The sequence below is a fragment of the Prevotella pallens ATCC 700821 genome, from assembly GCF_000220255.1.
Lineage (GTDB): Bacteria > Bacteroidota > Bacteroidia > Bacteroidales > Bacteroidaceae > Prevotella > Prevotella pallens.
Map to the genome: position 1 here is coordinate 181,150 of NZ_GL982514.1, position 17,658 is coordinate 198,807.

Below are 17,658 nucleotides of genomic sequence, written 5' to 3' on the forward strand. Positions count from 1 at the left end.
GGTTGAACCGCTTCGGGTGGTAAGGCTTTTCTTGTGATTGGCAGCAAAACCTCCGCTACCTGTCACTCCGTTAAACAAGCTACCCATAACGTATGGTCTTGTACGTTGTCAAACAAAAGTGCACAACTGCAAATGTAGTTATTTACTCTGATATTTCATTGTTTTATTATCAAAAATTCTTTTTTTTGATTGAATTTTGCTTTATCGTTTCTCGTATTTTCTTTATTTTCTCCCCTTGTCCTAGATATACGTCTCTGGGTGTAAGATTATCCAAGGATTCATGAAACCTTCTCTCATTATAATATTTCACCCACCCATCGATAGCATTTTCCAATTCAGAGGGACAAAAATAATGATTTAGCTTAATCACATTTTTCATCGATCTGTGATATCGTTCTATCTTTCCCTGTGTCTGCGGATGCAAGGGTTTACCATGGATATGCTTGATATTATATTCCTTACAGAGATACTGTTTGAGAGAGGAAGCAATATAATATGGTCCATTATCTGATAACAGACAAGGAGGATTCTGGAATGTAACTCTTGCCTTCTCAATTGCTTTATCGATAGTTCTGGATACATCATCAGAAGTCATACTCGAACATAACTCCCAATGGATAATATACCTGCTGTAGTCATCAATTACAGTAGAGAGATAATACCAGCCCCAACCCTTGACTTTGAAATAGGTAAAAATCGGTCTGCCACATCTCATTAGCGAATTTAGTCTTATGATGGAATTCATCAGCTGCAAAGATAAAATCATGCTCCATACGTTCCAATAGACCTCTTTCGTGTAATATACGATAAAAGCTTGACCCTGAAACAAATATCTGACTCTCTTCCAATAAAAGAACTGACAATTCCCTGGGGGTGAGCTCTGGATGTTCTAAAGAAAGTTCCACCACTATTTGTCGAATATTATCAGGTATGCGGTTCCACGTTGTTGGTGCTCTACAATGTGTTGCTCTGAGAGCATTCAACCCTCCTATAGCATATTTCTTATACCAATTATAAAAGGTACGTCTTGGGATTCCTAAACGCTTAAGTGCTTGAACAATACTTAACTCTGAACGCTTTATTGTTAGAATGATGCTCTCTTTCTCTTCCGCACTATAACGTATATACGATTCATGCATAGGGCTTATTCGATGAGTTTCAAGCTTTTTTTTACAACATCATATCTCACTACCAAATCGGCAAGGGCTTCTTCTAAGCGACTGTTTTCCTGACGAAGTTCCTTTACCTCGTCGCTTGTTGCTTCACGAATGGTATCACCATCGAGGCGAGCTTTGCCGGCCTCGATAAAATCCTTATTCCATTTGTAGTAAGTGCTATCTGATATACCATATTTAGTCATTCCTTAAAAACTATATTTCAGCATAAAGTTTGTACTGACAAGCTCTATGCTGATTCTTTTTATAAGGTACAAAAGAACTCTCATAGCTCTTTTGAAGTTATATGCTGCCGCAGCTAATAATACATTGATAGCATCTCCTTTCACACCTTTATAAAAGTTGCGAGATAATCGGTGGTCTGCTTTAAGATGTCCTATTGTTGGTTCTATACCTGCTCGTTTACAATCTGCCTTAAGAGCTTTCTTACGATTCTTGGGATGATTACGAAAACGTTGGGAACGGTAAATTCCTTTCAAGGTATGCGTATAACTCTGTCGTAGAGGAAGACAATTGTCATGAACTATCTTCAGAACGTTTTTGATTATCTTTTTATGTAACTTCGCATCTGTAGGATAGGTTATATTCTTCTCCTGCACGGTAGAATCAATGAAAGCCGTATCAAAATGATCTTCGTTATCATGGTCGGTATTAACGCGGATACTTTCTGCTAATATTAATTCCATACCTTTTTCACCTATACGATTTCTGAAGTGAACTAACTTGGAAGCGTCACAGGGTTGTTTGGGCATAAATTCAAGTCCACTACAGAAATATTGGTAGTAAGCATTCTCACTCCATTGAGAAACCACCATTTCATCAGGCACATTACGCAAATGTTTTAAAATTAAAAGACCTCACATCAGGCGAATAGGATGAGCAGGGCGACCATTAGTGCTGCAATACAAAGGAGAGAAAGCATTTTCAAAACTCTCCCAATTAATCTTATTACTAAGTTGGAAAAGGGGATGTTGATGACTAAGCATGTCCTCTAAAGAAGAGAACATAGAGAGCTGTTTAGATGTACGTTTAAGCATAAATATCTGTAAGAATTATAGTGTAAAGGAATAAAAACTTGCAGATATTTGCAAATAATTTATAGCATAATATACTATGAATCAGAGGAATATTAGGTTTATAAGGGAGGACTATTTAAATTGCAACCTACAAAAAAATGTTTTATCTCTTCAAAAGATAAAACATTTTTTCTATGATACACCACGAGCGACGGCTTTCCAATTAGTTCTGTTCGCCTTTTCAATTGGTTTCGTTCAGCTTCTCCACCTATTCTGTTCACCTCTTCCATCAGTTCTGCAATACTTTTAAAACACTTTTCTTTTAAAAATAAGCTACCAAATCATTTCATTTCAATTCCCATATTCTTCATTCTATTCAAAAGAATGGTACTGATGTAATTTCCTTTATTCCTACTAATACAAGCAGTTGCAAAGGTCATTGGGGAAACATATGTCACACCTCTATAGGTTTCATCAGTTAGAACAGGCATACTATAATATACATTTTTCTTGTTTTCTAAGTCAATAAACCATTTGCCACCAATATATTTTTTGAAAGTTTGTCCAATATAAATGGTTAGATGGTCTAACAATTCTTTTTGCGCTATTAAATCGTTATGGTCATTAAAATTATCAAGAATCCATCTTTCTAAATCATCTAACGACTTCTTACTATAATCTAATACTAAACCATGTTCCTTGGCAAAAGTTCCAGTGAAGTATTCCATCTTATCAGAGATAAAGAATATCCACTCTTGAAAGTTTTCTTGCGTATATCTCATAAATATATAATTATTTACCTTTGACAAAGGTAAACAAAAAGATTCATAACTCTGACAAGATTAACGAATGTTAAGTTACGATCTGCAACAACATATTTTATAAAATATAAACCATGCTAATTCAAAACCCGTTTTAGGACTGACCCCCTATTATGTATACAAAAAAAGCTTATAAGCGAGTTGCTTATAAGCTTTCTTTGTAGTCGGTACGAGAATCGAACTCGTATGCCAAGATTGAGAATCTTGTATCCTAACCGTTAGATGAACCGACCTTCTTATTGTCGATTTGTCCCCGTAGGGTTGCGGAAGGAGGGGGATTCGAACCCCCGGTACGGTAACCCGCACGTCAGTTTAGCAAACTGGTGGTTTCAGCCACTCACCCATCCTTCCAGTCAGGGCTCTGTTTAAGAGTTGCCAAGCATTCTTTCAAATGCGGTGCAAAGGTACTATTTATTTTCTGTCCGCACAAATTTTCTGGTAGGTTTTTTCATAGAATAAGGCTATTTTGCGCTATTTATGAACACAACTGTGGCTTTGTTTCATAATATTTGCCGTCTATGGTTTTTAAAACAATAGTCCACTTGTGTGCTTGCTATATTTTTTGTGTAACTTTTATTTTACTTTCTTACCTCTATAATATGTGTCAAACGAGTCTTCTGCATAGCCATCTTCCAATACTTTAAAGGTGTTAGAGAATACGCCTTCCATTTTTCGTCCCATATAATATACATCGTAGGCATCTTTGCCATATCCCCAGCCCAGATCTTTAAAGGTTCGTGGAGAATCGCTAATTTTTTTTCCACGAAACAGCACTGCATTCGATGTTATGCGATAGCGGTAGTAATCGTCGTTGTCGTATATATCGTCGTCTGTTGGATAGTCTCCTGGATAGGGCTGAGCTATTTTAAGGCTGAATGTCATAGGATCTACATACGGCAATATGCGCCCTAAGTAGTATACGTTGTATCGGTCTTTGGCATAACCAAAGCCTAAATCTACAAACGAACGATAGTCGGCGTCTACTATAGGTTGTCTTTGATAGTACACACCGTTACGATTATATGAATAAAGTTTGGTATTTTTTTGTGTGGTTTGTGCGCTTGTTGCAATTGTAAACGCCACAAAAAGCAATATAACACAGCTGCGTAGGTTGTTTAAACTTGTCTGTCTCATAGATTTTTCCTTTCTTGTTTTATACCCGTAGGTGATTTTTTACTATGTGCAAAGATAGTAGTAAAATATGAAATGGTTATCGGGAAAATCCTAAATAGTTGTAGGGAAACCAGACAAATATGTTGCGAAGTACGATTTTATAATGTTCTTTATATTTCTTTTGGTGTGTTTTGGTGTAACACATTTTGTGTGAGAACGTAAAAAATCGTACCACTTGTTTTGTTACATTCTCACTTTGTGCTGACACTTTGTTAGCAAACTGCACATAATATATTGGCTTTATGCTTTGCAAAATGTTTGTATGTGGCGCTAAACAGTTGCTATATTGTTTTTTTACAGTTTAGAATGTGTAGCCAAAACCAACGTTCAGATATATGGGATACATATTGAAACTGATGGTTTTAAAGTTGCTTTCAAATATATTATTCATAGCCCATGTAAGGTCGGCGTTCAGTGTAAAGTGGTTGAAAGCCTGCCAAGTGCCTCCTATTTGTGCACCCCAATGGAAATGATTAAGGTGCGATGAGAAGTCGTATGGGGCTGTTTTTCCATTCTCGTATATTAGTTTTTCGCCCACTGGCGACCCCTCTCGTAGATAGCCATTGCTAACTTCTCCGTTAAATTCGCCATCTAATCGGAACGAAGCAAACAGTCCGGCGCGCACTTTCCACTTATTTCCAATGCGATAGTTGCCCATTACGGGAATGGAAAGGAAGGTGCTGTTGTAGCGAGTTTTTACATAGCCTGTCCAAAATCCAGATACTCGTTCGCCATCGTTCACTATCTCCATACTGTAGCCCTTTGTAGTGGCTCCCGTTATCATACCCTTTTGTTCGAATTTCAGTCCTGCCGAAATTCCCCATTTATGGTCTTCGCCTATCCATTTTGTGGCTACACCTTCTATAGAGGCATTCAATCGTGGGCTATAACTGTTTATTTTTCTTATTTCGCGTGGTATGGAAAGTGGCGATGCTCCACCTATATTCACGCCAGCCCGCACTTCAAATTCCCAGTCGGAGTTTTTTTCTTGTTGTGCCCATGTGGTTATGGCAACACATAGAAGTAGGGTAGCTGCTGCCATTCTTGCGATTATATTTGTTGTTTTCATTTTCTTCTTTTTGCTATATAGGTTTATTTGTAGTAGAGTTCCATTTCGTCTACATAGAGAGTGCTGCCTATTGCACCGTTGAAAATAGCCCCATCTTTGCTCGACGACATAATTATTGCTAAATTGTATTTGCCTTCTGCCAACTTCTTTGCATCTATTTTTCGTCCATCTACAGGCTTAAAGTCTATGGCAAAATGTGTCCACACATCGGTTTCTTTACGATTATCAAGTTCAGCTTTCAGCACAATGTTTTCGTTCGACAACGAGTTTGTGCCATCTAAATAGGGCACTTGTGGTGTAACTTCGTAAAGCACAGCATAAATAGCGAAGTCGTCGTGCTTTCCTTCTACCACTTTACTAAACTTATCGGTATATGTTTCTCCAGCCTTATACTTGTAGTAGCCAGCCAACCGAGTAGGCATTTTGCGGAAAGGAAGTCCGAAGCGTGTCGATTTTGCGGGGTTTGTAATGTCTATTTGGAATGAGCCAGTAAACAAGTTTCCTGCTGCAATAGGCGCATTCATCATTTTACCAAAGCTTCCTGTGCTTACTGTTTGCAGCTTAGCACACTTACCAACAACGCCGCCATCAGCTTGACTGGTAGGGTATTCCTCTGCTTTAGCATCTTGATTGACTATTAAGAAGCCAGCATTTCCACTGCCCCAATCCATTGTATCTTTTGGTGCTAATAGCTCATAGAATATGTGGAAGAAGTTACTTTCCACCTCGTCGTCCCACGACCGTTTGGCTTTATGCCATCTAATGTTCTCAAAATGATATTCGGTAGCCACATCGTTGCTAACGAAAGATACCTTATATTGTTTTTTCCATTGCCCATCTTCAGATGTAACAGTGTAGGTTTGAGGCGTTAAGAAGTTGCGAACGGTTCCGCTTGCCGGTTCAATGGTTGCTCCTGGAGTAAGTTCGAACTGTGGCGCCAGTTGTGTAAGGTCGCTGCCACCATTTACAAAGAACTTCACTTCGTTGTTTGTAATCAGCGGTTTGCGTATCAATAGTTCGTCGTTGCTTACCTTTGCAGCAACAATATCAGCCTCTTGATTCAGTGCTTCGTTTTTTATGCACGATGCAAACGTTAGTACAAACAATAGAAATAGTGCTGTGTGCAAAACTGTTTTTATACTTCTCATAATTTCATTGAGTGTTATTTTTGGCTGCAAAGGTATAGAAAAATATTTATAGAAATAGTATCTTACATCATTTTATTGTGTGTATTGTGGCTTCTTTGCGGTTTTTTGTGTGTACAAAAGTATTTTTGCAAGACCACTGTTCGGCATACAAACCTATTTTGTTACACCTTATTATATATATAATAGCATAATGTGTTGTGAGAAATACTACGAATTTTACCCTTTCTTTTACATAATGCTTGATGGTATATGTAGTTTGTACGTTTCCAAAAACACTGTTCTGGGGTGTAAAAAAGAGGGTATTGCTTTTTGCAAATAAGACGACAAATATCTTACTTTTCTCCTTTTATTTTGTTTTAATTTATGAATTCTGCTTTGTTTTAGCTGCTTTTATACCTTAATTTGTTTCCTTTTATACTTTGTTTATTGCGAAAACGTTTAGATTTTTTGCCTATATTATAAGTCTATAAAAGTATATAAGTAATTGATAGATAATAAGATATAATTTAGATGTTATTTATATTGATTTAGATTTATGTTTGCAACATATCGCATCAACGATTATATTGACTATCTTTGCATCAGATTTAACAAAAGTATGCCGTGAGGCAGTGAAATGAAATAGCGTTAATTTAAGGTGGAAAATAGTGTTTCAGGAAACAATGATTAGAGGCTTGCAGAGTAGCTGCAGGAATGAACACTCTCAATCAAAACGTAACTAAACGTAAGGTGTACCAAGGGCGAGATGCTCTAACGGTACACTTTTTTTATGTAAAACTTGCACTTCTCAATATTTATACATACCTTTGTGTGTCCGAATTACGGTAATTACATAATGATACGACAAGACCTCCAAAAAAACAAAGCCACGTTTTTATGTTGGTGTTTATTATTTTTCTTTGCATTGTTGCATAGTTCTGCAACAATGGCAGCTACCGAATACGATGAATTAGACAATCTTATTCAACATAGTAAGGCTATAACTGCTAAAAAGGTAGCGCGAATAAACGATATACGGCAGCGCCTTTCTACTCCACATCTTACCGATAGGCAACGCTACGAAATATGTATGCAGCTCTACAATGAGTATGAAGCCTTTCGGTTCGACTCTGCTTTGGTTTACGCCAACCGTACTATTTTGTATGCAAAACGTATGCGGAATGAGAAGTATTTGGCAGAAGCACAACTCAAAAAGGTGCATGTGCATACATTGGCAGCCTTTTTTGTGGAGTCGCGCGACTTGTTAGATAGTATAAAAGTATCTACTTTAGACGCTCAACTTACTCAAGCATTTCACAACGAATGGTATTTGCTAATGTCGTTGTTGGCAGAATACACAGCAGGAACACAGTTGCACGCTTCGTACGAGGGCAGAGTAGAATATTATAGGCGACTTATTTTGGCTAGTCCGTATAAAGATACGTATGCGTATGTGCGTGCAGAAATGACCGAACTAAGCGAAAGAGGACATACAGAAAAGGCTATCGGCATGTTAGAAAACTATCTGAAACGATGGAGAAGAACCAACCACGAATATGCTATGGTATGTTTCGATTTGGCAGAACTCTATGGTAAGCTTGGAAATTCTACCAAACGGCTATATTATTTGGTGCAAAGTGCAATTAGCGATGTTTATTCGTCGTCGAAAGAAAATAACTCTTTGCGCTTTTTAGCAGGCGAATTGTTCGATCAAGGCGACGTAGAGCGAGCTTATAACTATATGAATGTTTCTATAGAAGATGCTAATTTCTATGGAACACGCCTGCGAAACATTCAGAATGCCTATATCTTGCCACGCATTTTTTCGGCTTACATAGTGCAACAACACACCCAACGTATGCACATTTTTGGTCTTTTGGTTGCCGTTAGTGTAGTTGCCATTGCATTGATTGTGGCTGTTTTCTTTATCTGGAGATATCTTCGCCGCTACAGAAAGACACATGTGCAAATGGTTTTAATGAATAAGCAGTTGAATAATGCCGTAGACGACTTGAGCAAAGTGAATGCTCAACTTTGCGAAGCCAATAATATTAGAGAAGAATATATAACTCGTTTCTTAGAATTAGCGTCGAATTTGATAGACCAAGCCGAAGAGAAACGCCGAATTTACAACCGTTTGGCGCGCGAAAAGCGTATGGACGAACTCTATACAGAGCTGAAAAACAATTCGTTTACACAGGTTGCTACGAGCGAATACTATATAAATTTCGATACAGCTTTCTTAAATATATATCCTAATTTCGTAGCTGGTGTAAACCAATTGCTACGCAACGATGCACGGATAGAGCCAAAAGGCGATGAGCGTTTAACCACCGAACTACGTATTCTTGCCCTTATTCGATTGGGAATTACCGACAATGCACGTATCTCGTCTATTCTTCGTGCCAGTCTTACCACCGTTTATACTTATCGGTCGAAGCTCAAAGCTCGTGCCATCAACCACAGTTCGTTTGAGGACGATGTGAAAAAGATAGGGTAAAAATGGAGCCTTTGGGTTGTGTTGTGTGGCTATAAGCAATAGTTTTCTCATAGTTTAACGGTTCTTCTTATAGCTCATTACTGCCCATGTGCCCATAAACAGTCCAATTAAAGCAAGGGCTAACACTTGGTGTGCAATGCTATTGAAGTTCCCCCCACGTATAAATACAGTGCGCATAGCATCAATAAAGTAGCTTACAGGATTTATATATGTGGTGATATAAACTACTGATGGCATAGAGCGAGATGGGGTGAAGAGCCCCGAAAGCTGTATGAGTATAACCACGAAGAACCACATTATGAGTATAGATTGCTGCATATTGTCTGAATAATTGGATATTATTAGTCCGAAAGACGAAAAGAAAAGCGACAACAAAAGCGACAGTAGGTATATTAGAGCTATGTTTCCTACAGGCGTAATGCCATACACCACCCATGCCAGAAGTAGGCAAATGGTAACAACAAACATAGCTATCGCCCAATAAGGAATAAGTTTTGCCAGAATAAACACCCACTTATTAACTGGTGTAACATTTATTTGTTCGATGGTGCCAGCTTCTTTTTCGCTCACAATGTTTAGTGCTGGTAGATATCCCGTCATAAGCATCATAATGATAGCGAATAGGGCAGGTATCATAAAAAGCTTAAAATTTAAATGCTTATTGTACAGATATAGCATATTGGTTGCCGACATTATGCTTGCAGTAGATGGCATTGTATGGGCTGAAACTATTTGCGAAAGATAAGCAGAACCTATAGAACCCTTTGTTCCATTCACAGCATTAGCCGCAATTAGCACCTGTGGCAGCTTTCCAAGAGCAAGGTCGCGACTGTAGTATTGGGGTATAACCACCACTATATCTGTGGTTGATTGCTCTATATTGCTAAGTGCCGCCGAGTAGTTTGGCTGCTGTCCGTGAAATATAAAATATCTGTTGGCTTCTATTTCGTGTACCAATTGTTGCGACTTTGTGGTACGGTCGTTGTCCACAACATCTACAATTACGTTTTTAACCTCCTGATTCATTACCCACGGCATCACACACATTACCATTATTGGAAACGTTATTAAGAGGCGAGGAATAAATGAATTGCGCCTAATTTGGATAATTTCTTTTTGTAAAAGATACTTTAGTGTCATACACATCAGTCTAAACGTTTATTGAATTTGGCTAACGAGAGCGACAAAAACACTACCAACATACCCACAAGAATTGCTATTTCGTGATACACCTCCTTTATACTCACCCCCATAATCATTAGTTTTCGCATAGCACTGGTATAGTATCGGGTAGGTATTATGGCAGATACATATTGTAAAATTCGTGGCATCGACTCTATGGGGAATATCATTCCAGAGAGCAATAGAATAGGCATAAGCAACACCATAGCCGATAAAAGTAGTGCCTCAAGTTGTGTTTCTGCAATGTTAGAAACCAGCAAACCAAATGCAAGAGCTAGAAGAATGTAGATGGTGGAGATAAGAAATATGCCGAAAAGCGACCCCTGCATTGGAACATCGAGCACGAAAGCCGACATAAGTAGTATGATTATAAGAATAATAAAAGCCAGCACTAAGTAGGGTATAACCTTTGCAACTATAATCATTATTGGTTGAATGGGCGACACAAGCAATACTTCCATTGTTCCTTTTTCTCTTTCGCGGACAATAGAAATAGATGTCATCATTGCGCAAATTAGCATTAACAATATTCCTATAGTGGCTGGAACAAAGTTGTAAGCCGACCTCATTTGTGGGTTATACAGTAGTTTTGTGTTTACCACACTCCCCTTTGTGTTGGTTATAACTATCCTTGCGTAGTTTGTCCAAAGCTGTGCCATGTTTGGATCTGCGCCGTCTACAATAAACTGAATTTGCTGTTTGGTTTTGCCAAAGTGTTCTGGAAACACCATCGCCAGGTCTGCTTTCTGGTCTCTTATAAGCTGTTTTGCCTCGTCGGAAGTACTCACCACCTTTACAAGTTTAAAGTATTCGGACGCAGCTAAACGGTCTGCCACTTTTTGTGTGGCATTGTTTGCATAGCTCATAACCACTATAGTGCGCACATTTCTTACGTCAGTGGTAATGGCGAAACCAAACAAAAGCATCAAAACAATGGGCATACCAAACAGAATTAGCATGGTGCGCTTATCGCGTAGAATGTGTTTTGTTTCTTTGGTAACAAACGAAATAAACTGCTTCATTGTGTGTTATGCTTTTTGTTTTGTTATGTTATATATTATAATAAGGTGTACCCCATTGTTTGTCTACATATATATTCTATAGCGTTTTCGTTATATCCTAATCGGAACTGCGTGTTGCTTGTCGTGCCAAATAGGTGAATACTTGGTTCATATCGGGCTGATTAAAGTTGCGTTTCAGTTCGTTTGGAGTTCCTAAAGCCTTAATTTTACCATCTACCATTATAGAGATGCGGTCGCAATATTCGGCTTCGTCCATATAGTGAGTGGTAACAAACACTGTTATTCCCCGTGCTGCAGCCTCGTAAATAAGTTCCCAAAACTGGCGGCGAGTGGCAGGATCGACACCTCCCGTTGGCTCATCTAAGAACACAACACTAGGATTATGGAAGATGCTAACCGAAAAAGCCAACTTCTGTTTCCACCCTAATGGAAGGTCAGACACCAAACTATTGCGATGCTTATCGAAGTTTAGGCGTTGCAAAAGCTCGTTGGTTTTCTGGCGAATATCCTTTTTATGCATACCATAGATACCAGCAAAAAGACGTATATTCTCGGCAACAGTAAGGTCTTCGTATAGCGAAAACCTCTGACTCATATACCCAATGTGTTGCTTTATCTGTTCGTATTCGGTACGAATGTCATATCCTGCCACCCTGCCAGTGCCACTTGTGGGTTGGTTTAGTCCTGTTAGTATGTGCATAGCAGTAGTTTTTCCTGCTCCGTTAGCCCCTAAAAAACCAAATATTTCTCCTTTTTTTACGGTGAACGATATATCGTCTACTGCACGAAAACTGCCAAAAGCCTTCACCAAATGTTCCACTTCTATAACGTTTTCGGTTTGTTTTGCAGTTTCGCAACAATGTTTATGTTCTATGCGAGGAGGGTTAAAAACAGCTTCAAACTGTGTAAGCACTTCGGTAGGAGTGCCCATTCCTTTTATAATACCTTCGGAAAGAAACGCCACACGTTCACACCTTTGCACCTCATCAAGGTATGGTGTAGATGCAATGATCGTAATTTTGCGTTCTTTCATTTGTGCTAGAATGTCCCAAAATTCCCTTCTGCTCACAGGATCAACGCCAGTTGTGGGTTCGTCAAGAAATAGTATTTGTGGTTTATGAATTAGGGCACAACATAACGCAAGTTTCTGTTTCATACCACCAGATAGTGCTCCTGCTTGCCGTTTTCTAAAACGTTCAATCTGCGAATAAATATTTTTTATAGCATCGTAGTTCTCTTCTACGGTTGTATTAAATAAGGTAGCAAAAAAGTTTAAGTTCTCTTCTACCGTTAAATCTTGGTAGAGTGAGAACCTGCCGGGCATATATCCCAATAGTTTTCTCACCTCTTTCATTTGGCTAACAACATTGTATCCTGCAACTGTTGCCGTGCCTTCGCTGGGCAGAAGTAGCGAACACAGTATGCGATGCATAGACGTTTTGCCTGAACCATCTGGTCCAATCAGTCCGAAAACTTCGCCTTCTGCCACCGAAAAACTAACATTTTGCAATGCCTCTACCTTGCCGTATCGTTTCGATATGTTGTTTACTTCAATGGCATTCATAGTTTGTTGCATTTTTGTTTGGCACTATTCCTGCTTTTGTTTAGCATTTTTGCTATATTTAAAACTTTATTTCGCCGTACATTCCTATCTTTGCGTAGCCATCGTTTAGGAACTTTACCTTTATAGGATACACCAAATCGGCTCGTTCATCGTCGGTTACAATGGTTTTAGGAGTAAATTCTGATTGGCTCGAAATCCATGTAACAACTCCCGAATACTTCTTTTTCTCACCTTTACCATAGTCTGCTAACACCGTAACATGCTGACCTATTCTAACGTTTTTCAGCTGTTTAGAGGTTATATAAGCCCGAATGTACATATTTTTAGTGTTGGCAATTTTAAACAAAGGTTTACCTACCGATACAAATTCGCCCTGTTCTACATACTTCTCGAGCACAGTTCCAGTAAGTGGAACCCTCACAAAGGTGTGTGCAATTTGGTTGTCTATCTGTGCTTGTTGGCTGCGAACGCCTGCTTGTTGTGCCGTTACGCCTGCTTGTTGAGAGCTTATTCCCTCTATCTGAGCGGCTATTCCTTTGTTTTGTTCTGCCAATGCTGCGTTCTGACTTGCTATTTGTTCTTCGGTTGCAACCAGCTGTTTGCGTAGCACTTCTATCTGATAGTCAATGTCGTCTACCTGTTTTCGTGGCACAGCACCATCTCTAAGGAGTTCAGAAAAGCGTTGTTTCTCGTGCAGTTGGTTGGCTATTTGTTGTTGAATGGTAGCCACTTGCTTTTTTAAATCCAGCTGTTTTCTTGCCATAGCCAGTTTGTTTGCAGCCAGTTGTCGCTTGTTTGCATCGAGCTGACTATGGGTAGCGTTAAGTTGTTGCGTGTTTGTTGCCAACTGTTGTCGCTTTAAAACCAACTGCTGGCTATCTATTTGCCCCACTGTAACCCCACTGTTTAGCAAATCTCCCTCGTTAATGTTGAGGCTAATAAGCTGTCCTGACGATTCGGCAGATATAGTAACCTCTGTTGCTTCGAACGTTCCTGTTGCATCGTAGTCCTTTTCTTGCTTTCCGCACGCTGCTATTATAAGTGTTGTAAGTGCCAAGAATATAGTCTTTTTCATATCTGTTGTGTGGTTATTTATTGGTTGTTGGTATATTTTAGGTTATACATTTCTTTCAGCATATCTATCTCGTGAATAGCCCATTGTACCTTTGCTGCATTCTCGTTGTTTATTTCTCGCAACAAGCTATTTACGTCTATTATGCCGTGAAGTAGCTTCGATTCGGCTGCTTTTCTTACATTTGTGCGCAGTGCAATTATTTCTTTGTCGGTCTGCATCATTGTTTTAAAGCGGTTTATGTTGCTATTTTGCCGAATTTGTTCCATACTATTGTTAAATAAAAACACCTTACGTTCATTCTCTATTAGTTCGCGTTGCAACCTTAAACGTGCCTTATCGTTCTTGCGTGTGTAGAGAGCGCCCACGTTCCACGATAGTTTTACACCCACAATGCCGTTAAGTCGCCATTTGTGGTCTATCATATCGTTAAACATATTCATACCCGGATAGCCGTAATAGCCTTGTGCAAATAGAGTCAAAGTGGGGTGTAGACGTGTGTTTAATGCCTTTTCTTGTGCTTCGGATAGTTTTAACTTACTGTTGAAAAGCTGCAATTCGGGTCTGTTGTTGGTTAATGTGTCTGTCGAAACTGGCGTTGGTTTTTGCACGTTTTCCACTTTTATGCCACAAAAAGTGGTTAGAATGTGTTGCAACATTTGTTGTTCGGCTTTTAAACTTGTGTATTGTTGTTCTGCACTAAGCCGTTCTGCCTTAACGTTGTCAAGGTCGCTTGTGGCAGCAGTTCCACTTTTTACCATAGCAGCAAGTTTGTTTTCGCTCGCTAAGAGTAGGCTTTTTACATTGTTGTTCAGCTTTATTTGTTCGTTTAGAAGTAGCAATGCAAAGTACATTTCATTAACACGGTGGTGCACTTGGTATAGTTTTGTTTGGTTTTCAGCCTCTTGTACCTTTGCTTCTTGCCGTGCAATGGCTTGTTTACTGGCTATTGTTCCACCGTCGTAAAGTGTTTGTTGCAAGTCTATAGCCATTTTATATTGGTCTTTTTTCAGTCCTTTCATGGCTAAACCCATTTGTTGGTAGATGCTTTGTATACGTTCTGGCCATGCCACAACATTGCTTTGATAGGTGGCTTGAGCCGAGACGGCTATTTTAGGTAGCCATTCTTTCTGTATGTTACTGACAGTTAGCTCGGTGGTTTGTGCTATTAAACCATATTGTTTAATAAGCGGATAGTTCTTTTCAGCCGCCTTTTGGCACTCTTCTAACGTTTGTGCTGTGGTGGTAGAGGCTAATATTAGCAATATTGCAACTATGAATTTGGTTCTCATTTATGTTTGTTTATGCTTATGTTTTGTTGTTTAAGCGAATGTAAATGTGGCTTTATGGTGCAAAGGTAGTGCATATTTCCAATGGCAAGCAACCCTAAACTGCAATGTTGTGCGGTGCTTATGTGGGTGGAGTTGAGCCACTTTTGTGTGCCACTTCGGTGCTATTGGTAACTACTTTGAATAGCGAACGCACATTTAAACACTGTTTTTCTCTGTCTTCTTCTATAATATATTTACCCATTGGTGCCATATTTAAGAGCACGTCTTGGGTGTATTCTTTTGTTTTAGGCTTACTTTTATAGCTGTCTAACACCTTTACAGCCAGTTTTATCTGGTGTTTGCCCGGTGCAATAAGGCATTTGTTCATAGCCCAATATATAAGTCCTTTACCATAGGGTACACCATCTATTTCTAAAATAACTATTCTGTGTATCTCTCTAACAAACCATTCTTCTTTGAACAACAGTGTTGCATAGCCCTTATTAGCGTTTATCCAGCGTTGTGTTTTCACTATATATCTAACAATGGCAATGTTTCCTGCAATGAAAGAAACTATAAGAACAAAGGGCAATGTGTATATGCCTATTTTAAAAGAACTATTTGCACAGTATGCCGAAACGAGCGATGCGCCAATAAGAACACATTCTCCGAGAACAAGAATGTATATTAATTTTTTTCTATTTTCCTGATGTCTAAACTTCGAACGCAGGAAAAATAAGCCTACAATAGCATAGAAAAAACAAATGAAAAATAGCCAAGAAACATAATCTACAGTTGTTATGGGCGAGAAAAGAGGTATGTTTAAAATGGTGTTTATCATACTTTTTGTTTTTGGTCTACCACTTCTTTATATATAGAATGTAAGGTAAGATGCTCGTTTGGTATATCTTCTTCAACGCAATATATGTTTCCTGGTTGGAAATCTGCCTCTATATATTGTTTAAGAAGTTGAACTCTGTTGTTGTATCTTTTAGGAAGACGCTTTTCTAACTTAAACTTAATGCGATGTGTTCCAGCTGTTATTAAACATTTCTTTCCTATCCAACAAACGGTGTCTAAGGCATATTCATCTTCGTCTACCGACACAATCATAGGTATATTAGGTACAAGAAAACTACCTCCAACCTTGAAAGTTAGTGTTGCATAGTTAGGATTTTTACGTAACCATTGCCGTTTTCGCTGTATGGTTTTTATCAAAACAATATTCATAACCAGTATAAAGCCAACAATACAAATGGGACCTATGAACGAAAATATATTATTAAATAGGGTTACAGTTGCAAAAGAAACCATCATAGCCAGTGCGTAAAGCTGAGTGAAACCAGTAATTTTGTTATGGCTAATATATAGCTTTTCTTGATGAAGCAACTGCGGACGTATGCTGAATGCCATAATTATGCCCATTACAAGCCCATATACAGCCGCTGCAAAGGTTATTATTGTTAATGTAGTATTCATAGTTTTATTCTTTTTTCACTCTCTTTCTTTCTGTTTAAATGCAATTTTTTTGTTTGCAAAAGTTGTGTTTGACAGTTGAGTTAAACCAAACAGCAAGAGCAACTGGTGTGGTTTAACATCGGCAGATGCCATCTGTTACAACTCTGTTTGCAAACTTACACAAAATATCCGAATATCTACGCATCTTTATAAAGGTATTTTTTGTAAAACCATAGAAAAACTTTTTTGTTCTGATTTCATCAATATTATTTACACCTATATATATAGTTGCGTTGCAAAACAAGTAAGCCGTAGAATAAAGGTACACGAAACCAATGCACAAGCCCCTACATCTGCCAACGGCTTTGCAGCTGCAAAAGGTGGCAATGGCTATCTATAAACAAACAGAAAACGGTGCTCTTTCAGCCTGATACTATGGCTTTTAGCCTACTATATATACACATATAAAACAGCCTACCCAGTGTTTGAAAAACAAAAACCCCCTTTTTGCATTGCAAAAGTATGGTTTTTGCACGCCAAAAGTATGGTTTTTGCAATGCAAAAAGGGGGTTTTTGTAATACAGGGTGTTTTCTATTTAAAATGTATCGTGTATATTGTGGGCAACAGAAAATGGTTTTATGGGTAAAATAAAGTAAGACTGCTTATAAATAAAAAATAGGCTAGCCTCACAGCCAACCTATATTTCTTTTCTAAATAATCTGTAAATTTTATTGTTAATAAATTCATATTAATCTCCCGATCCATACTAAATTCTTCTTATAATGCATTCATTAAATACTTAAATAGTTAGCAAATGCATATAATAACAATATAAATTTAGTTCCTAATAACTAAAAACCTAAATCTACCAAAACGCTAGATGGTAGTGTTATTAACTATTAAATAACCACTTCTTTCTGCCATCGCGGCTTTTATTTGTGGTATTTGGAGAAATGCCATATAGGCATTCTAATAAAAATCAATTTGCTTAGTAAAAGCATATTTCTGTGCAAATATATCCATTTTCGTTTAAAACGCCAAATAAAACGCCTATGTTTTTGTTTTTTATTTTGCTTTTTCCGAAAATCTAAATATACCTATAAGTGTCATCAAAACAGCTTAGCTTTGTTTTCTTAGCCTATTTAGCGTTCTTCTTTTCCATAAAAAGAGGTTCAGCAAAACCGTAGTTCTGTTGAGCCTTTATTAG

General features: G+C 38.2%; 15 protein-coding genes, 2 tRNA genes and 1 pseudogene. 1 reads left to right on the plus strand and 17 read right to left on the minus strand.

Translation table 11 applies throughout. The features are described from left to right. Positions 1 to 169 precede the first annotated feature (169 nt). The 10 genes and pseudogenes from HMPREF9144_RS13020 to HMPREF9144_RS09965 all read right to left on the minus strand — a co-directional run bounded on the left by HMPREF9144_RS13020 (position 170) and on the right by HMPREF9144_RS09965 (position 6,402). Positions 170 to 745 carry a DDE-type integrase/transposase/recombinase gene (locus HMPREF9144_RS13020; protein WP_006045896.1) on the minus strand — a complete coding sequence of 192 codons (576 nt, stop codon included), beginning with the start codon at positions 743 to 745 and terminating at the stop codon, positions 170 to 172. Further along, positions 639 to 1,139 carry a helix-turn-helix domain-containing protein gene (locus HMPREF9144_RS13025; RefSeq protein ID WP_006045897.1) on the minus strand — a complete coding sequence of 167 codons (501 nt, stop codon included), beginning with the start codon at positions 1,137 to 1,139 and terminating at the stop codon, positions 639 to 641. Before HMPREF9144_RS13025 ends, HMPREF9144_RS13020 begins: the two co-directional genes overlap by 107 nt. A 5-nt stretch (positions 1,140 to 1,144) precedes the next feature. Beyond that, the gene (locus tag HMPREF9144_RS09930; protein WP_006045898.1) at positions 1,145 to 1,360 is read right to left on the minus strand and encodes a transposase; all 216 of its coding nucleotides are present in this window, start codon (positions 1,358 to 1,360) and stop codon (positions 1,145 to 1,147) included. A gap of 3 nt (positions 1,361 to 1,363) precedes the next feature. After that, positions 1,364 to 2,212 (minus strand): annotated as a pseudogene (locus HMPREF9144_RS09935) (transposase). Between the two features lie 320 nt (positions 2,213 to 2,532). Further along, positions 2,533 to 2,973, minus strand: a complete 441-nt coding sequence (locus tag HMPREF9144_RS09940; RefSeq protein WP_006045902.1) for a hypothetical protein — start codon at positions 2,971 to 2,973, stop codon at positions 2,533 to 2,535. A 200-nt stretch (positions 2,974 to 3,173) separates the two neighbouring features. Next, positions 3,174 to 3,245 (minus strand) — tRNA-Glu (locus HMPREF9144_RS09945). Positions 3,246 to 3,276: 31 nt separating this feature from the next. Further along, positions 3,277 to 3,363, minus strand: a tRNA-Ser gene (locus tag HMPREF9144_RS09950). A gap of 222 nt (positions 3,364 to 3,585) precedes the next feature. Beyond that, the gene (locus HMPREF9144_RS09955) at positions 3,586 to 4,146 is read right to left on the minus strand and encodes a DKNYY domain-containing protein (RefSeq protein ID WP_006045903.1); all 561 of its coding nucleotides are present in this window, start codon (positions 4,144 to 4,146) and stop codon (positions 3,586 to 3,588) included. A 340-nt stretch (positions 4,147 to 4,486) separates the two neighbouring features. Next, complete coding sequence (locus HMPREF9144_RS09960) at positions 4,487 to 5,254, minus strand: porin family protein (protein ID WP_006045905.1); 768 nt, start codon at positions 5,252 to 5,254, stop codon at positions 4,487 to 4,489. A 23-nt stretch (positions 5,255 to 5,277) separates the two neighbouring features. Beyond that, on the minus strand, positions 5,278 to 6,402 hold the full coding sequence (locus HMPREF9144_RS09965) for a PCMD domain-containing protein (protein ID WP_006045906.1): 1,125 nt from the start codon (positions 6,400 to 6,402) through the stop codon (positions 5,278 to 5,280). A 925-nt stretch (positions 6,403 to 7,327) separates the two neighbouring features. Between HMPREF9144_RS09965 and HMPREF9144_RS09970 the strand changes: the two genes are divergently transcribed. Continuing rightward, a complete protein-coding gene (locus HMPREF9144_RS09970; protein ID WP_249031151.1) occupies positions 7,328 to 8,881 on the plus strand; it encodes a SusR-related protein in 1,554 nt (517 codons plus the stop codon). A 54-nt stretch (positions 8,882 to 8,935) separates the two neighbouring features. On the opposite strand, the gene HMPREF9144_RS09975 is transcribed toward HMPREF9144_RS09970, so the two are convergent. The 7 genes from HMPREF9144_RS09975 to HMPREF9144_RS10005 all read right to left on the minus strand — a co-directional run bounded on the left by HMPREF9144_RS09975 (position 8,936) and on the right by HMPREF9144_RS10005 (position 16,471). Continuing rightward, the gene (locus HMPREF9144_RS09975; protein ID WP_040595864.1) at positions 8,936 to 10,021 is read right to left on the minus strand and encodes an ABC transporter permease; all 1,086 of its coding nucleotides are present in this window, start codon (positions 10,019 to 10,021) and stop codon (positions 8,936 to 8,938) included. A gap of 5 nt (positions 10,022 to 10,026) precedes the next feature. Next, positions 10,027 to 11,085: an ABC transporter permease gene (locus HMPREF9144_RS09980; protein WP_006045910.1), complete on the minus strand. Its 1,059-nt coding sequence runs from the start codon at positions 11,083 to 11,085 to the stop codon at positions 10,027 to 10,029. 97 nt (positions 11,086 to 11,182) lie between these two features. Beyond that, positions 11,183 to 12,649 carry an ATP-binding cassette domain-containing protein gene (locus HMPREF9144_RS09985; protein ID WP_006045911.1) on the minus strand — a complete coding sequence of 489 codons (1,467 nt, stop codon included), beginning with the start codon at positions 12,647 to 12,649 and terminating at the stop codon, positions 11,183 to 11,185. Between the two features lie 58 nt (positions 12,650 to 12,707). Next, on the minus strand, positions 12,708 to 13,724 hold the full coding sequence (locus HMPREF9144_RS09990; protein ID WP_006045912.1) for an HlyD family secretion protein: 1,017 nt from the start codon (positions 13,722 to 13,724) through the stop codon (positions 12,708 to 12,710). A gap of 17 nt (positions 13,725 to 13,741) precedes the next feature. Then, positions 13,742 to 15,013 carry a TolC family protein gene (locus tag HMPREF9144_RS09995; protein WP_006045913.1) on the minus strand — a complete coding sequence of 424 codons (1,272 nt, stop codon included), beginning with the start codon at positions 15,011 to 15,013 and terminating at the stop codon, positions 13,742 to 13,744. Between the two features lie 118 nt (positions 15,014 to 15,131). Beyond that, the gene (locus tag HMPREF9144_RS10000) at positions 15,132 to 15,833 is read right to left on the minus strand and encodes a hypothetical protein (protein ID WP_006045914.1); all 702 of its coding nucleotides are present in this window, start codon (positions 15,831 to 15,833) and stop codon (positions 15,132 to 15,134) included. Next, on the minus strand, positions 15,830 to 16,471 hold the full coding sequence (locus HMPREF9144_RS10005) for a hypothetical protein (protein ID WP_006045915.1): 642 nt from the start codon (positions 16,469 to 16,471) through the stop codon (positions 15,830 to 15,832). The genes HMPREF9144_RS10000 and HMPREF9144_RS10005 overlap by 4 nt, the downstream gene beginning before the upstream one ends. Positions 16,472 to 17,658 lie beyond the last annotated feature (1,187 nt).

Coding starts and splice junctions, on each gene's coding strand:
- HMPREF9144_RS09930 (WP_006045898.1), bottom strand. CDS start 1,360: ATGACTAAATATGGTATATCAGATAGCACTTACTACAAATGGAATAAG.
- HMPREF9144_RS09960 (WP_006045905.1), bottom strand. CDS start 5,254: ATGAAAACAACAAATATAATCGCAAGAATGGCAGCAGCTACCCTACTT.
- HMPREF9144_RS09955 (WP_006045903.1), bottom strand. CDS start 4,146: ATGAGACAGACAAGTTTAAACAACCTACGCAGCTGTGTTATATTGCTT.
- HMPREF9144_RS09995 (WP_006045913.1), bottom strand. CDS start 15,013: ATGAGAACCAAATTCATAGTTGCAATATTGCTAATATTAGCCTCTACC.
- HMPREF9144_RS10000 (WP_006045914.1), bottom strand. CDS start 15,833: ATGATAAACACCATTTTAAACATACCTCTTTTCTCGCCCATAACAACT.
- HMPREF9144_RS09965 (WP_006045906.1), bottom strand. CDS start 6,402: ATGAGAAGTATAAAAACAGTTTTGCACACAGCACTATTTCTATTGTTT.
- HMPREF9144_RS09980 (WP_006045910.1), bottom strand. CDS start 11,085: ATGAAGCAGTTTATTTCGTTTGTTACCAAAGAAACAAAACACATTCTA.
- HMPREF9144_RS09975 (WP_040595864.1), bottom strand. CDS start 10,021: ATGACACTAAAGTATCTTTTACAAAAAGAAATTATCCAAATTAGGCGC.
- HMPREF9144_RS09990 (WP_006045912.1), bottom strand. CDS start 13,724: ATGAAAAAGACTATATTCTTGGCACTTACAACACTTATAATAGCAGCG.
- HMPREF9144_RS13020 (WP_006045896.1), bottom strand. CDS start 745: ATGAATTCCATCATAAGACTAAATTCGCTAATGAGATGTGGCAGACCG.
- HMPREF9144_RS09940 (WP_006045902.1), bottom strand. CDS start 2,973: ATGAGATATACGCAAGAAAACTTTCAAGAGTGGATATTCTTTATCTCT.
- HMPREF9144_RS09985 (WP_006045911.1), bottom strand. CDS start 12,649: ATGAATGCCATTGAAGTAAACAACATATCGAAACGATACGGCAAGGTA.
- HMPREF9144_RS09970 (WP_249031151.1), top strand. CDS start 7,328: ATGGCAGCTACCGAATACGATGAATTAGACAATCTTATTCAACATAGT.
- HMPREF9144_RS10005 (WP_006045915.1), bottom strand. CDS start 16,471: ATGAATACTACATTAACAATAATAACCTTTGCAGCGGCTGTATATGGG.
- HMPREF9144_RS13025 (WP_006045897.1), bottom strand. CDS start 1,139: ATGCATGAATCGTATATACGTTATAGTGCGGAAGAGAAAGAGAGCATC.